This window comes from Sphaerisporangium viridialbum (genome assembly GCF_049674955.1).
GTDB classification, from domain to species: Bacteria; Actinomycetota; Actinomycetes; order Streptosporangiales; family Streptosporangiaceae; genus Sphaerisporangium; species Sphaerisporangium viridialbum.
In genome coordinates, this window is record NZ_CP187232.1 from 2,826,558 (window position 1) to 2,840,801 (window position 14,244).

Consider the following 14,244-nt stretch of genomic DNA (forward strand, 5'->3'; position numbering starts at 1 on the left):
AAGGCGTCCTGCGCGATCAATGACGATCAGGGGGCGTGGCCCATGTCGATATTCCGTACCAAGACGGTCGAGCGCTCGATCGAGGACACCGAGTCGCCCGAGCACCGGCTCCGCCGCAACCTGAGCGCCCTCGACCTGACCGTCTTCGGTGTGGGCGTGATCGTGGGCACCGGCATCTTCGTCCTCACCGGCCAGGTGGCCAGGGACACCGCGGGCCCGGCCGTCGCTCTCTCGTTCGTCATCGCCGGCGTCGTCTGCGCGCTCGCCGCCCTGTGCTACGCCGAGTTCGCCTCGACCGTGCCGGTGGCCGGGTCCGCGTACACCTTCTCGTACGCCACCATCGGGGAGTTCCCCGCGTGGATCGTCGGATGGGACCTGATGCTGGAGCTGGCCCTCGGCGGCGCGGTGGTCGCGGTCGGCTGGTCGGGATACTTCTCCGAACTCCTCGCCACGCTCGGCGTCCACCTGCCCCCCACGCTCGCCGGCGAGCACGCCGCGTTCAACGTCCCCGCCGTCGTGGTCGTGCTCGCGCTGACGGCCGTGCTGGTGGCCGGCATCAAGCTGTCCGCGCGGTTCAACCTCGTCGTGGTGACGATCAAGGTCGCCGTCGTGCTGCTGGTCATCGTCGCGGGGCTGTTCTTCGTGAAGAGCGCGAACTTCAGCCCGTTCATCCCGCCGTCCCAGCCGATCCCGGCGGCGGACGGCCTCAAGGCGCCGCTGATCCAGGTGCTGTTCGGCGTCGCACCGGTGGCCTACGGGGTGCTCGGCGTCTTCTCGGGCGCGGCCATCGTCTTCTTCGCCTTCATCGGCTTCGACGTGGTGGCCACGGCCGCCGAGGAGACCAGGAGGCCGCAGCGCGACCTGCCCATCGGCATCATCGCCTCCCTGGTGATCTGCACCGTCCTGTACGTCGCGGTGTCGCTGGTCGTCGTCGGCATGCAGCCGTACTACCGGCTCAGCCGCTCGGCGCCGCTGGCCGGCGCGTTCCGCGTCCTCGGCCAGGACTGGCTGGCCACGATCATCAGCGTCGGCGCCCTGGCGGGGCTCACGACCGTCGTGATGATCCTGATGCTCGGCCAGAGCCGCATCTTCTTCGCCATGAGCCGCGACAACCTGCTTCCCCGGGGGCTGGCCGCCGTCCACCCGCGTTTCGGCACCCCGTACCGCATCACGATCATCATCGGCGTGGCCACGGCACTGCTGGCCGGGCTCATCCCGCTGTCGGCCCTGGCCGAGCTGGTCAACATCGGGACGCTGTTCGCGTTCGTGCTGGTCTCGATCGGCGTCGTCATCCTGCGCAGGACCCGGCCCGAGCTGCCCCGCGCCTTCCGCACGCCGCTGGTGCCGCTGGTGCCCGTCCTGTCGGTGCTGGCGTGCGTCTACCTGATGCTGAACCTCCCGGTCGAGACGTGGCTGAGGTTCCTCATCTGGATGGCGATCGGGGTCGCGCTCTACTTCGCGTACGGCATGCGGCACAGCCGGGTCGACGACCACCCCCCGGTCGCCGTGAAGTGACGCCCGTGTCCTCAGGGCCACGACTTCCCCCGAATCCCCCGGTACCCGTGTGTGAGGCGCCCGAGACCGCTGGACAATGAGAGGGAAGCAGGCCGGGGCGCGGGAGGATGACCATGGTCACGCTGGAAGACGTCGCCAGGGACGCGGGGGTGTCACTGGCGACGGCCTCACGGGTCCTGAACGGCAGCAGCCGCCAGGTGGGCGCGGCCATGCGGGCGCGGGTCGAGTCGTCGGCCGCCAGGCTCGGCTACCGGGTGGACGCGACCGCGCAGGCCCTCGCTCGGGGGGCGAGCAACGTCGTCGGCCTGGTGATCCAGGATCTGACCGACCCCTACTTCGCGGCCATCGCCGACGGCGCCATCCGCGCCGCCGACCTGCACGACATGGTGGTGACGATCGGCACGACCTACCGCGACCCTCAGCGCGAGATCGCCCTCGTCGCCACGCTGAACGCCCAGCGGGCCCGGGCGGTGCTGATCGCCGGGTCGCGCGTCGTGGACGACGCCATGATCCGCAGCCTGCGCGCCGAGCTCGACTTCTACCGCGCCTCCGGGGGCCGGGTCGCCATGATCGGGCAGGATCTCCTCGGCACCGACACCGTCACCCCGCTGAACCACGACGGGGCCCGCAAGCTCGCCGTGGCGCTCGCGGGCCAGGGCCACCGCCGCTTCGCCGTGCTGGCAGGGCCGCCGAACCTCTACACCGCCATCGACCGGGCGGCCGGCTTCGCCCAGGGGCTGCGCGAGCTCGACCTGCCCGCGCCGATCGTCGTGAACGGCGGGTTCGACAGGGACGGCGGGTACGACGCCGCCGTCGAGCTGGTGAGCATGGAAACCGGCGCCACCTGCGTGTTCGCGGTGAACGACGTGATGGCGGTCGGGGCGCTGGCCGCTTTCAGGGAGCAGGGGGTCGACGTGCCGGGCGATCTGTCGATGGCGGGGTTCGACGACATCGCGTCGCTGCGCGACCTCGCCCCCGCGCTGACGACGGTACGGCTGCCGCTCGCGCGCATGGGGTCGCTCGCGCTCGACCTCGCGCTCTCGCCGGACGACGTGCCCAGGCGGACACCCGTCGAGGGCGAGGTCGTGCTCCGCGAGAGCGTGCGGAAGCTCCCGAACACCTGACCTTGCCTTACTTCGTAAAGGCGGTCAGCCCTCGGGCTCTTCCTTGGCGGCCAGGCGGGTCAGGGCCGCGGACAGAGGGCCCGCCGTCAGGGCGATCTGCCACTCGCGGGCGCCCAGCTCGCGCAGCCGGGCCTCCACGGTCCCCTCGTCGAGGTCGGCGGGAGGCTCCCAGGTGAGCCGCCGGATCGCCTCCGGCTGGAGGAGGTTCTCCGTGGGCATGTGGTGGGTCTCCGCCAGCGCGGCCACCGCCGCCCTCGCGACGGCCAGCCGCCTGGCGGCGGCCGGATCGCGGTCGGCCCAGCGGTTCGCGGGCGGGGGCCCGTCCCCGGGGCCGCTCGGCTGGGGGAGCTGCGTCTCCGTCAGCACGCGCGCCCGTCCGATGGCGTTGAGCCACTCGCGCAGGTGGCGCCGGGCGCTGCGCCCGGTGAACGGGGCTATGTCGGTCAGGGCCTTGGTCGTGCGGGGCTGCTCCAGCGCGGCGGTCACGATCGCCGAGTCCGGCAGCACCCGGCCGGGCGCCAGGTCGGCCTCCCGCGCCAGCTCGTCGCGCAGCGTCCACAGCTCGCGCACCACGGCCAGGCCGCGCAGGGAGCGCACCCGGTGGATGCCCGAGGTGCGCCGCCAGGGGTCGGTGCGCGGCGGCGCCGGGGGAGCGGCCAGGATCGAGGAGAACTCCTCCTGCGCCCATCCGAGCTTGCCCTTGGCGGCCAGCTCGTCGTGGAGCATGTCGCGCAGCTCGATGAGCACCTCGACGTCGAGCGCGGCGTAGCGCAGCCAGTCCTCGGGGAGCGGCCGGTGGGACCAGTCGGCCGCCGAGTGGCCCTTCTCCAGGCGGAGCCCGAGGACGTTCTCCACCATCGTGCCGAGGCCGACGCGCTCGTAGCCGAGTAGCCGCCCGGCCAGCTCGGTGTCGAACAGCTTGCGGGGGGTGAAGCCGATCTCCGCCAGGCAGGCGAGGTCCTGCGTGGCGGCGTGCAGGACGATCTCGGCGTCGGCCAGCGCCGAGTCCAGCTCCGACAGGTCGGGGCAGGAGGTGGGGTCGATGAGTGCGCTGCCGGCGCCGGCGCGGCGTAGCTGCACGAGGTACGCCCGGCCGCTGTAGCGGTAGCCGGAGGCGCGCTCGGCGTCGACGGCGACCGGGCCGGTGCCCTTGGCGAACGCGCGTACGGCCGCCGCGAGCGCGGCGGGGTCCTCGATGACCGGCGGGATGCCCTCGCGGGGCTCCAGAAGCGGGACTATCTCGGATGCGGGGATGATTTCGTCGTCGGTCACGTCCTGAAGGACTCCGGGTCTTCGCGACGCGCGGACCGTTGCGGGAGGGCCGCGACGTCGGGTGGCAGGGGTGGGATGCCCGCGGCGAGGCACATCAGGTCGCACCAGGCGGCGACGTGCGCCGACAGGTCCTCTTCGAGCGGGGACCACGACGCGCGCAGCTCCAGCTCGGTGGTGACCGGGTCGTCGGCCTTGTTGCCGAACCCCTCGGAAACGGCGCGGGTGACGGTGCCGCCCGCGGCGGCGTAGCGCGCGCGGCGGGAGTCGAGGGCCTCGGTCAGCCAGCTCCACGCCACGGGCCCGAGCATCGGGTCGGAGGTGATCTCCGGCTCCATGTCGGCGCGGACGTACGCGACCAGCCGGAAGGGACCATCCCATCCGCGCTGGCCGTCGGGGTCGAACAACATGATCAGCCGGCCGACCGCGAGTTCGTCGTCGTCGCGGTAGACGGATGCTCCGACAGCGCCGGAGTAGGGGGCGAGCCGCTGGGGGGCGGGAATGTCCTCCAGCTCGATTTCGGGCCTGACCTCGGCGGGACGCAGGCTTTCCAGGGCCCGCCGGAATGCGGCAGGCGCCGGTGGCGCGTCACCGATGGTCATGATGGCAGCGTAGGCCGGAGTGGGCGATGCCGGAAGCAGGGGGGTATGCACCGGGAGCACAGGTGGTGATCAAGCCGCGATCACCGGGCCGACGCCACGCTCCGCGGAGCTCCGGTCGCGGCCGTCGTCGTGCCCGCCGAGGCGGTGCCGCCGCTCGAATCCCCGTTCGACGGCACGGCGCGCACAACGCACCGTGCGGTGCTCGGAGGAACTCCACATCGCGGTCATCGCGAGCCTTTCGTCGGGTCCCGGGATCGAGAGTTCGGACGGACAGGAGTGCGCGCCGCCTGGCCGGCGCTCCCCACCCGCGCGCCTTTGTCCGTGAACTCGAGGGCTGGTCCGACGTTGACACGTCACGGCGACATTTCCCCGCAACGCGCTCGGCGTGTCCCGAAAGTGGTCACGGAATCAGCGCCGCGCGGTGTTTTGACGAACATTTGAGCCAGCCGCGACATGATCACGGACCTCACGTGAGACGTACTGTACCTGCGCTTGGGATTGCCTTGACTCGGCGGTCGGCCGGTCTGGCACGACCTTGGCCTACCGAACCAGACATAGTGTACGGTTCGCGGCTTCCATTAGCATGACCGGACATCCGCCCGGTAAATATCTTTTTCACGGCAAGCTTTGGTATCAAGCCCGGCGCCGGCACGCGGCGCACAGCGCACGTACGCGGTGCGTGGACCGGCCGCTTCACATGGCACCCTGGATGGGTGAATCCCGAGACCGCCGAGTCCCCGTTCGTCCGTGCCTGCCGGCGACTTCCCGTGCCGCACACGCCCGTCTGGTACATGCGCCAGGCCGGACGCTCGCTGCCCGAGTACCGCGCGGTGCGCGCCGACGTGCCGATGCTCACCGCGTGCGCGACGCCCGACCTCATCGTGGAGATCACGATGCAGCCCGTGCGGCGGTACGGGGTGGACGCGGCGATCTTCTTCAGCGACATCGTGGTGCCGCTCAAGGCCATCGGGATCGACCTCGACATCAAGCCGGGCGTCGGCCCCGTCGTCGCCGCCCCGATCAGGGACACCGCCGGGGTGGGCACGCTGCGCGCCCTCGACGCCGGCGACGTGCCCTACGTCACCGAGGCCATCGGGGCGCTGACCAAGGAGCTCGGCCCCACGCCGCTCATCGGGTTCGCCGGCGCCCCGTTCACGCTCGCGTCGTACCTGATCGAGGGCGGCCCCTCCAAGAACCACGACCACACCAAGGCCATGATGTACGGCGAGCCCGCGCTGTGGCACGCGCTCATGGGCCGCCTCACCGACATCACGCTGTCCTACCTGCGGGTGCAGATCGACGCCGGCGTCTCGGCGGTCCAGCTCTTCGACTCCTGGGTCGGCGCCGTCGCCCCCGACGACTACCGCGAGTTCGTCCTCCCCTACACCAGCCGCATCTTCGCCGGGCTTGCCGACCTGGACGTGCCGCGCATCCACTTCGGCGTGGGCACCGGCGAGCTGCTCGGGCTGCTGGGCGAGGCGGGCGCCGACGTGGTGGGCGTCGACTGGCGGGTGCCGCTCGACGAGGCCGCGCGCCGCGTCGGCCCCGGCAAGGCGCTCCAGGGCAACCTCGACCCCGCCGTGCTGTTCGCGCCGTGGGACGTCGTCGAGGGCCGCGCCCGCGACATCGTCGAGCGGGGCCGGGCGGCCGAGGGCCATGTGTTCAACCTCGGCCACGGGGTGCTGCCCACGACCGACCCCGGCCAGCTCGCCCGCCTCACCGACCTCGTGCACGAGGCCTCCGCCCGCTGATCACCGCTCCCGCGGGGCCTCGGGCTCCTGTGGCGCATGGGGCTCCTCGGGCTTCTCGGGAGCGTCCGGTACGGGCCGTCGCGCCGCCCCCGGGCCGGGCAGGAAGGACGGCACGCGCCGCCGTACGGCCACGTAGGCGACCCACAGCACGCCGAGCACCACCAGCCAGGGCAGGAGCGCGCCGAAGACCGTCAGGGCGATCCTGGTCGTGCTCGCCAGGGCGTGCCAGCCCGCCTTGAGGCCGCTGAGGAAGTTCGGCGGCGCGGGCTTCGGCTTGGGCGGCGCGGGGGCGGGCCGGGTGACGTGCACGAGCTGGAGGGTCAGCGTTCCGAGGGAGGTCTGGGCAGCCAGGGTCCTCTGCCGGGCCTGCAGCGACTCCAGGTCGCCCTCGCGGGTGGAGATCTCCCGCTCGACCTCCAGCACCTGGCCGATGGTCTTGGCCTTGGCCATGAACTTCCTGACCTGTTCGAGCGCGGACTTGGACGACTTGATCCGGCTGTCGACGTCCGCGATCTGCTGGCTCACGTCCTCGGTGCCAAGACTCAGCGACTCCCGTACGCCGAGATCCTTGCCGAGCTGGGCCACCACGGCCTGATAGCGGTCCGGGGGGATCTTGAAGACGATGGACGACCTGCCCTCGCGCCCGTACGAGGTGGACTGCTCGCTGTCCACGCGCCCGCCCGCCGCGGCGACGATCTGCTTGGCCTTCTCGCCGGCGACGGTCACGTCCTTGACGCGGACCTCCATCTCGCCGGTGTAGACGATGGACCGGTCCGCCTGCCGGACCTCCACCTTGGCTGAGTCCCCGGAGGAGCGGGACCCGGAGTCCTGGCCCGTGGCCCCGCTCCCGCCCTGCCCGGTGCGGCCCGCCGCCGGCGCGGGGGCCCGCGCGTCCACCGGCGGGGCGGCCGGGGCGGCCCCCGAGCTCGACTGATCCTGTGACCCCCCGCAGGCCGAGACGGCGAGGACGACGGCCACCAGGGTCGCTAACAGCGAGGGGCGGCTCCGTAATCTGCTCATGCCCTTGTTGACGAGACCCGCGGGCGCCGGGTTTGACCAAGCCGCGTCACAATGGCGTCACGTTCTCCGTCCCCCGCCCCAGAGCCTGGCCGTGACCAGCGCGCGAGGTGCTCGCGGGCGGGTAACGTCTGGAGACATGGAAGGGACTCGGCGGCATGTCGTGGTCGTGGGCGGGGGCATCGCCGGGCTGGCCGCGGCGTGGCATCTTCGCCATGAGGACGACAGCCTCTCAGTGACCGTGCTGGACGGCGCCTCGCGTGTCGGCGGCAAGCTGCGCGCCTCCGAGGTCGCGGGCATGCCCGTGGACGAGGGCGCCGAGGCCATGCTGGCCCGCCGTCCCGAGGGCAAGGAGCTCGCCCGCATGGTCGGGCTCGGCGACGAGCTGGTCCATCCGGGCACCACGGGCGCTTCGGTCTGGACCCGGGGCGCGCTGCGGGCCATGCCCAAGGGCCATGTCATGGGCGTTCCCTCCGACATCATCGAGCTCGGCCGCTCCGGAGTCCTGTCGCCCGCGGGCCTCGCCCGGGTGCCGCTCGACCAGATCCTGCCCGCGACGCTGGTCACCTCCGACGTCTCGGTCGCGGCGTACATCCGGGCGCGCATGGGCGGCGAGGTCGTCGACCGGCTGGTGGAGCCGCTGCTCGGCGGCGTCTACGCCGGGCGCGCCGAGTTCCTGTCCCTGGACGCGACCATGCCCCGCGTCGCGACGATCGCGCGCACCGAGCGCTCGCTGCTGAAGGCCGCCCGGTCGATCAGCGGGGAGGCGCCCAAGGACGCCGGCCCGGTGTTCACCACGCTGAAGGCCGGCATGGGGAGCCTGCCCGGCGCGGTCGCGGCGGCGTCCGGCGCCGACATCAGGACCGGCGTCATGGTGCGCGAGCTCAGGCGCACCCGCACCGGCTGGCGCCTGGTGACCGGGCCCACCAGAGATCCCGAGACGATCGAGGCCGACGCGGTGATCGTGGCGGTGCCCGCGCCGGCGGCGGGCAGGCTGCTCGCCGACGAGGTGCCGAAGGCCGCCGCCGAGCTGGCCCGCATCGAGTACGCCAGCATGGCGATCGTCACCCTGGCCTACCCGCGCACGGCCTTCCCCGAGCAGCCCGCCGGCAGCGGCTACCTCGTGCCTCCGATCGAGGGCCGGCCGGTCAAGGCCGTGACGTTCAGCACGATCAAGTGGCCGCACCTGGCCAAGAGCGATCCCGGCCTGCTGGTGCTACGCTGCTCGATCGGGCGCCTGGGCGAGGAGTTCATCCTCCAGCGTGACGACAACGAGCTGGTGGCGCTCGCCATGGCCGAGATGGCCGAGACCATGGGGGTCAGGGGGCTGCCGCTTTCGACGCGGGTGAGCCGCTGGGGCGGCGCGCTGCCGCAGTATGACGTGGGCCACCTCGACCGGGTCGCGCGCGTCCGCGCGGCGGTCGCCGTGCAGCCCGGCCTCGCGGTGTGCGGGGCCGCGTACGACGGGCTGGGCATCCCGGCCTGCGTCGCGACCGCCCGCACGGCCGCGGCGGGGGTCCTCGCGTACCTCCGGGAGGAGCGCGGGGGAGAATGGCGTGAGGACCAGCGAGCGGCCGGCACCCGCTGAGAGCCCCGCTGGCGCAAGGCGATTGAAGCTGTCGATGGAAGGCGAGTGCGATCAGTGACGGAGAGCAGTGCGCGGCCCAAGGCGCGCGATCTCAACCAGGTCATCCGCTACACCATGTGGTCGGTCTTCCGGGTGCGCGAGCCGCTGCCGGGCGACCGGCAGGAGCTGGCCCACGAGGTCGAGGCCGTGCTCTCGCAGGCCGCCGAGAAGGACGTCGTGACCCGGGGCTCGTATGAGGTGGCCGGCTTCCGGGCCGACGCCGACTACATGTTCTGGTGGCACTCCACCACGCCCGAGGATCTCCAGGAGGTCTACGGCCGCTTCCGGCGCACCTCCCTGGGCCGGGCGAGCGAGCCGGTCTGGTCGGTGATGGCGCTGCACCGCCCCGCGGAGTTCAACAAGTCGCACATCCCGGCCTTCCTGGCCGAGGAGGAGCCGCGCGGCTACGTCTGCGTCTACCCGTTCGTGCGCTCCCTGGAGTGGTACCTCCTGGAGGACTCCGAGCGCCGCGCCATGCTGGCCGAGCACGGCAGGCTCGCCCGTGACTACCCCGACGTGCGGGCCAACACGGTGGCGTCGTTCGCGCTCAACGACTTCGAGTGGATCCTCGCCTTCGAGGCCGACGAGCTGCACCGCATCGTCGACCTCATGCGGCACCTGCGCGCCTCGGAGGCCCGCAGGCACACTCGCATCGAGGTGCCGTTCTACACCGGCACCCGCAAGCCTCTGGAGGAGCTGGTGGCCGCTCTGCCGTAACCGGCCACCGGGGTGCAAACCCCGACATGTGTCACTCTTGCCCCAAACACCCCATGCCTGTGATTGCATGAACAACTCACGTGAGTTCGCGATCTTTGGCATACTCAGGGGGATATCCCATGTCGATGTGAGGCAAAGGGTGAAGAGTGGCAAGAGTCTGGCACGTTCCAGGCGAGGGGGGCACCGGCGGCGCAAGGCGCGCCGGGCACGGGTTCTAGAGCTTTCCGCCGGGCTGACCGCCGTCGTGGTGGCGGGCCTGGCGGTCGGCGCGGTGTTCGTACGGCCCGGCGGCGGGGCGCCGGCGTCCGGCGTCCCCTCGCGCGCACCGAGCGCCGAGGGCGCGCCCTCAGCGACGCCGGCCCCGGCCGGGAAGGGCTCCGGCGTCGAGGCGGCGAGCTCGGGCGCCAAGAAGGCGCGCGGCGCGGCGGAGACCGCCTCGGGCCCGTCGAAGCACACCGACGCCAAGGCGGTGAGCTACTTCAAGAAGCGGTGGGTGGACGACAAGGCCGTCAAGCGGATCACCGACATCCGCACCGTGGGGAAGTACCTGCGGATCTACACCGACCTGCCGGAGTCGGCCCACAACTCCAAGTCGGCGATCGACCTGTGCAAGCGGGGTCTCGAATACCTCGTGCAGGAGGTCGGCGACCAGCACCCGATCGTGTTCGTCCAGGCGGAGTACGGCCAGAACGGCAACCCGGTGCTCGCCAACATCCTCGGCCCGGGGGACAACTCGTGCCGGCTCACCCATCCGGCTCCGGACTAGGGGAGCCGGGCCTCGGGGGTTCGGGCCTTCGGGGTTCGGGCCGCCTCACCCGCACCCGGGTCCTGCCGCAGACCACGCAGCGCTGCGTGACCACCTGGCCTATGGCCTCGATGGTCTCCCACCTGTGGCGTAGGTGCACGCAGCCTCCGGACGGGACGGAACCTGCTGGTCGATTGGGGCGGAGGACTTTCAGGTGTTCCTACCCGGCCTTGGGTCCCGCATGCACCGTCCGTGACGTTCCGTGCGCCCGTCATCACTGATCGCGAGCCGCTCGCCGGACGGCCCGCGACCTCACGCCGGGGGCCGCTACTCGCCCGGCACGAGCCGCAGCGAGACGGAGTTGATGCAGTAGCGGTCGTCGGTCGGGGTCGGGTAGCCCTCTCCGTGGAAGACGTGCCCGAGGTGGGAGTCGCAGCGGGCGCACCGGACCTCGACGCGGGTCATGCCGAGCGAGTGATCCTCGATGAGGGTCACGGCCTCGGACTCCGACGGCTCGAAGAACGACGGCCACCCGCAGTGCGAGTCGAACTTCGTGTCGGAGCGGAACAGCTCGGCCCCGCAGGCGCGGCAGGAGTAGACCCCTGTCGTCTTGGTGTCGACGTACTCTCCGGTGAACGGACGCTCCGTGCCCGCCTGCCGCAGCACGCGGAACTCCTCGGGGGACAGCTGGACACGCCAGTCGGCGTCACTCTTGACCACCTTCTCCATGCCTCCAGCCTATGCGCGTGCGCGGTCGGGGCGATCCCCGGATCCGGGACGTAAGGACCTCGTCAGACATCTGGCGAAATTCTGCTGGCCGAGCATCCTTTCCGACTGCTTTCAGCGTCTTTATCGGTGGAGGGTTGATCACCTCCAGTTGAGGGAGGATCGCCGGTCCGTCCCCGCCTCAGGCGGTGCCCGCGTCCACGCGGCGCGCCGTCGCGGGCCGGGGGAGGCCGCCGGACGGGTGGCACGTCAGCGCCGGGTCCGGTGATCGTGGCGGGCGATCGTCGAGGTCCGTCCCGTTCGAGCGCCCGGTCCGCCACCGAGGTACTCCGGGACGGGCCGTCCCACGCCCGGTTCACCGGGGGACGTTCCGGTTTCTGTCACCGCCGCGGGGTACGGTCGGAGGCATGGCGTCGCCGTTCATCGAGCTGAACGTCGGGGGCCGGGTCATCAAGGTGACCAACCCCGACAAGATCTACTTCCCCGACATCGGGGCCACCAAGCGCGAGCTGGTCGAGTACTACATCTCGGTCGGCGAGGGGGCTCTGCGCGCGCTCAAGGACCGTCCCACCTACCTCAAGCGCCACCCCGACGGTGTGCAGTCCGAGGCGATCTACCAGAAGCGCATCCCGCCCAGGCACCCCGACTGGCTGGAGACCGTCACCATCCGGTTCCCGAGCGGCCGCACCGCCGACGCCTTGCGCGTCACCGAGGTCGCCGCCATCGCCTACTGCGCCAACCTCGGCACCATCGACTTCCACCCGTGGCCCACCCGCGCCGACGACGTCGAGCATCCCGACGAGCTGCGCATCGACCTCGACCCCCAGCCCGGCACCGATTTCGACGACGCCAGGGAGACCGCGTTCGCCGTGCTCGAGGTCCTCGACGAGCTCGGCATGCGCGGCTTCCCCAAGACCTCGGGCACCAGGGGCATCCACATCAACGTGCGCATCGAGCGCCGGTGGTCGTTCACCGAGGTGCGGCAGAGCGCCATCGGCCTCGCCCGCGAGGTGGAGCGCCGCCGCCCCGACCTCACCACCACGGCCTGGTGGAAGGAGGAGCGCGGCGAGAAGGTCTTCATCGACTACAACCAGAACGCGCGCGACCGCACCATCGCCAGCGCCTACTCCGTGCGCGCCAGGCCGTACGCCCCGGTGTCCACGCCGGTGACCTGGCAGGAGCTGGCCGACGTCGATCCGCGCGACTTCGACATCCGCACCGTCCCGCCGAGGTTCGCCGAGCTGGGCGACGTGCACAGGGAGATCGACGACCGCGCGTTCTCCATCGAGCCCCTGCTGGAGTGGTACGCCAAGGACGAGCGCGGCGACATGCCGTACCCGCCCAACTACCCGAAGATGCCCGGCGAACCCAAACGCGTGCAGCCCAGCAAGGCGAGGCCGTCCGGCGCCGACGACGAGGCCGGCTGATTCCGCGACGGCCGTAGCGCTCACCGCCAAGCGCGGCGCCCGCGCACGACGGTAGTGCCCGGCGTCGCCGGGGTGGGCGTGGTTCCCGGCTCGGGTGTCATCGGGCCGGCTTGTGGATCACCGCAGCACGCCGCCGTTGAGATGGTGGCGTGCCACGGCAATGCGTGATCACTTCGCTACTCTTGGCGATGATCGTTTGTGTCCTCCGACGCCATGGCGAGCACTGGTCGCTCCGCGCGAACAGCGTTCCCCCGAGGTCATGACCGCCGGGGCATCTCTATCGAGGGAGAACGCATGTCCGTCAAGAGGTCCATGACCGTCGCCGCTCTGGCGATCGGTGCCGTGCTGATGGCCGGGGGGACCGCACACGCCGAGCAGAGCCCGACCACCGAGCCGATGTCAGCGGCGAAGGCGCCGTCAGCGGGGTCCGCCATCCAGATCGGCGCCGGCCGCACCGACCCCGGAGTGGGCTGGGTCGCGTACAACACCAACGGCATCTCCTTGGACGTCGACACCAGTTCCGCCAACTTCGCCGGCACGCCGGTCTACCTCATCTCCCTCGGTGGCATCGACAAGCATTTCCAGCTGACAGGCGCCAACGCCGTCTACGGAGCGACCGCGAAGAGCTTCCGCGTGTACCTGCGGTACAGCGACTGGGCCTCCCTGACGCCCGCCGACGCGAAGACGAGGGGGTGGTTCGTCAACTGGGTCGGCGTCACGACCCCGTGAGTCCTGCCCTCGCCGTGCCAGGCTGATCGGCTCACGGCGCAGGGAGAGTGCTTTCTTCGCCGTACGGGGCGCGGGCCGCTGTGGTGGCCCGCGCCCGCGCCCGCAGGCGAACCCGAGCGCGTGCGGCGTCGCAAGGCGATGCCGTAGGCGCCGGTCAGCCGATCAGCGCCTCGGCGAGCTTGCGGTAGTCGTCCAGGGGGTCGGTGCCCGGGTCGGTCAGGAGCTGGATGTTCACGTGGTCGGCGCCCGCGGCGAGGTGCTCGTCGATCCGGCCCTTGACCGTGGCCGGGTCGCCGTAGACGACCAGGGCGTCGATCAGGCGGTCGCTGCCCTCACCGGCCAGGTCGTCGTCGCCGAATCCCAGCCTGCGCCAGTTGGAGGTGTAGTTCCGGAGGCCCAGGTACATCCGTACGGCCTGCCGGGCGAGCCCGCGCGCGTGGTCCACGTCCTGGCTGAGGATGACCTTCTGCTCCGGGGCCAGCAGCGCGCCCGCGCCGAGGATCTCGCGGGCCTGCCTGGTGTGCTCGGGCGTGGTGAGGTACGGATGGGCGCCGGCGCTGCGCTCGGCGGACAGCCGCAGGACCTTCGGGCCGAGCGCCGCGAGCACCCGGCTCTCGACCGGCACCCCGGCCGCGTCGAGCCCGTCGAGGTAGCTCTCCAGAGCGGCGTACGGCTTGGTGAACTCCGAAGTCGCCTCGGGGTGTCCCGCTCCGATGCCGAGCAGGAAGCGGCCCGGGTGTGCGGCCTCGATCCGGTTGAACGAGGCCCCGACGGTCTGCGGGTCGTCCTTCCAGATGTTGACGATGCCGGTGGCGACGGTCAGCGTCGTGGTGGCGTCGAGGAGCTCCTCGACGAGCCGCAGGTCGCCGTCCGGCGACCCGCCCACCCAGAGCGCGGTGTAGCCGAGCTGTTCCAGCGACAGCGCCAGCTTCGGGGTGAACGCGGGCCTCGCCTGCCAGACACCGATCTCACCGACTGTGGGCCTCGTCATGTTC

At 71.7% G+C, this 14,244-nt stretch carries 13 protein-coding genes; 8 read left to right on the forward strand and 5 right to left on the reverse strand.

Going from position 1 to position 14,244, the window contains the following annotated elements; translation table 11 throughout:
• Positions 1-42 precede the first annotated feature (42 nt).
• Together ACOZ38_RS12465 and ACOZ38_RS12470 are read left to right on the forward strand one after the other, a co-directional pair.
• Positions 43-1,515, forward strand: a complete 1,473-nt coding sequence (locus ACOZ38_RS12465; protein ID WP_424530524.1) for an amino acid permease — start codon at positions 43-45, stop codon at positions 1,513-1,515.
• Positions 1,516-1,628: 113 nt separating this feature from the next.
• The gene (locus ACOZ38_RS12470; protein ID WP_424530525.1) at positions 1,629-2,639 is read left to right on the forward strand and encodes a LacI family DNA-binding transcriptional regulator; all 1,011 of its coding nucleotides are present in this window, start codon (positions 1,629-1,631) and stop codon (positions 2,637-2,639) included.
• A 24-nt stretch (positions 2,640-2,663) separates the two neighbouring features.
• Here ACOZ38_RS12470 and ACOZ38_RS12475 read toward each other — a convergent pair whose 3' ends face one another.
• Positions 2,664-3,911 carry an HRDC domain-containing protein gene (locus tag ACOZ38_RS12475; RefSeq protein ID WP_424530527.1) on the reverse strand — a complete coding sequence of 416 codons (1,248 nt, stop codon included), beginning with the start codon at positions 3,909-3,911 and terminating at the stop codon, positions 2,664-2,666.
• The gene (locus ACOZ38_RS12480; protein WP_405146491.1) at positions 3,908-4,510 is read right to left on the reverse strand and encodes a DUF3000 domain-containing protein; all 603 of its coding nucleotides are present in this window, start codon (positions 4,508-4,510) and stop codon (positions 3,908-3,910) included. The genes ACOZ38_RS12475 and ACOZ38_RS12480 overlap by 4 nt, the downstream gene beginning before the upstream one ends.
• Before the next feature lie 713 nt (positions 4,511-5,223).
• Between ACOZ38_RS12480 and hemE the strand changes: the two genes are divergently transcribed.
• Positions 5,224-6,261, forward strand: a complete 1,038-nt coding sequence (gene hemE, locus ACOZ38_RS12485) for a uroporphyrinogen decarboxylase (RefSeq protein WP_424530529.1) — start codon at positions 5,224-5,226, stop codon at positions 6,259-6,261.
• Here hemE and ACOZ38_RS12490 read toward each other — a convergent pair whose 3' ends face one another.
• Entirely contained in the window at positions 6,262-7,281 is a 1,020-nt protein-coding gene (locus tag ACOZ38_RS12490; protein ID WP_424530530.1) for a DUF4349 domain-containing protein, read from the reverse strand. It lies immediately after the preceding gene.
• Between the two features lie 136 nt (positions 7,282-7,417).
• Here ACOZ38_RS12490 and hemG point away from each other — a divergent pair, with 136 nt between their 5' ends.
• The 3 genes from hemG to ACOZ38_RS12505 all read left to right on the forward strand — a co-directional run bounded on the left by hemG (position 7,418) and on the right by ACOZ38_RS12505 (position 10,388).
• A complete protein-coding gene (gene hemG, locus ACOZ38_RS12495) occupies positions 7,418-8,866 on the forward strand; it encodes a protoporphyrinogen oxidase (protein WP_424530531.1) in 1,449 nt (482 codons plus the stop codon).
• A 114-nt stretch (positions 8,867-8,980) separates the two neighbouring features.
• Complete coding sequence (hemQ, locus tag ACOZ38_RS12500; protein ID WP_424536992.1) at positions 8,981-9,622, forward strand: hydrogen peroxide-dependent heme synthase; 642 nt, start codon at positions 8,981-8,983, stop codon at positions 9,620-9,622.
• A 127-nt stretch (positions 9,623-9,749) separates the two neighbouring features.
• A complete protein-coding gene (locus ACOZ38_RS12505) occupies positions 9,750-10,388 on the forward strand; it encodes a hypothetical protein (protein WP_424530532.1) in 639 nt (212 codons plus the stop codon).
• Between the two features lie 306 nt (positions 10,389-10,694).
• On the opposite strand, the gene msrB is transcribed toward ACOZ38_RS12505, so the two are convergent.
• Positions 10,695-11,096: a peptide-methionine (R)-S-oxide reductase MsrB gene (msrB, locus tag ACOZ38_RS12510; protein WP_424530534.1), complete on the reverse strand. Its 402-nt coding sequence runs from the start codon at positions 11,094-11,096 to the stop codon at positions 10,695-10,697.
• Positions 11,097-11,500: 404 nt separating this feature from the next.
• Here msrB and ligD point away from each other — a divergent pair, with 404 nt between their 5' ends.
• Both ligD and ACOZ38_RS12520 read left to right on the forward strand, forming a co-directional pair.
• Positions 11,501-12,520, forward strand: a complete 1,020-nt coding sequence (gene ligD / locus ACOZ38_RS12515; protein WP_424530536.1) for a non-homologous end-joining DNA ligase — start codon at positions 11,501-11,503, stop codon at positions 12,518-12,520.
• 294 nt (positions 12,521-12,814) lie between these two features.
• A complete protein-coding gene (locus ACOZ38_RS12520) occupies positions 12,815-13,249 on the forward strand; it encodes a hypothetical protein (protein WP_424530537.1) in 435 nt (144 codons plus the stop codon).
• Between the two features lie 154 nt (positions 13,250-13,403).
• Here the strand turns inward: ACOZ38_RS12520 and ACOZ38_RS12525 are convergent, their stop codons facing one another.
• Entirely contained in the window at positions 13,404-14,240 is an 837-nt protein-coding gene (locus ACOZ38_RS12525; protein ID WP_424530539.1) for an LLM class F420-dependent oxidoreductase, read from the reverse strand.
• Positions 14,241-14,244: the final 4 nt, after the last annotated feature.

What these genes read in the sequence shown, in the direction of transcription:
- ACOZ38_RS12465 (WP_424530524.1), top strand. Translation starts at nt 43, where the DNA reads ATGTCGATATTCCGTACCAAGACGGTCGAGCGCTCGATCGAGGACACC.
- ACOZ38_RS12470 (WP_424530525.1), top strand. Translation starts at nt 1,629, where the DNA reads ATGGTCACGCTGGAAGACGTCGCCAGGGACGCGGGGGTGTCACTGGCG.
- ACOZ38_RS12480 (WP_405146491.1), bottom strand. Translation starts at nt 4,510, where the DNA reads ATGACCATCGGTGACGCGCCACCGGCGCCTGCCGCATTCCGGCGGGCC.
- ACOZ38_RS12490 (WP_424530530.1), bottom strand. Translation starts at nt 7,281, where the DNA reads ATGAGCAGATTACGGAGCCGCCCCTCGCTGTTAGCGACCCTGGTGGCC.
- hemG (WP_424530531.1), top strand. Translation starts at nt 7,418, where the DNA reads ATGGAAGGGACTCGGCGGCATGTCGTGGTCGTGGGCGGGGGCATCGCC.
- hemQ (WP_424536992.1), top strand. Translation starts at nt 8,981, where the DNA reads ATGTGGTCGGTCTTCCGGGTGCGCGAGCCGCTGCCGGGCGACCGGCAG.
- msrB (WP_424530534.1), bottom strand. Translation starts at nt 11,096, where the DNA reads ATGGAGAAGGTGGTCAAGAGTGACGCCGACTGGCGTGTCCAGCTGTCC.
- ligD (WP_424530536.1), top strand. Translation starts at nt 11,501, where the DNA reads ATGGCGTCGCCGTTCATCGAGCTGAACGTCGGGGGCCGGGTCATCAAG.
- ACOZ38_RS12520 (WP_424530537.1), top strand. Translation starts at nt 12,815, where the DNA reads ATGTCCGTCAAGAGGTCCATGACCGTCGCCGCTCTGGCGATCGGTGCC.
- ACOZ38_RS12525 (WP_424530539.1), bottom strand. Translation starts at nt 14,240, where the DNA reads ATGACGAGGCCCACAGTCGGTGAGATCGGTGTCTGGCAGGCGAGGCCC.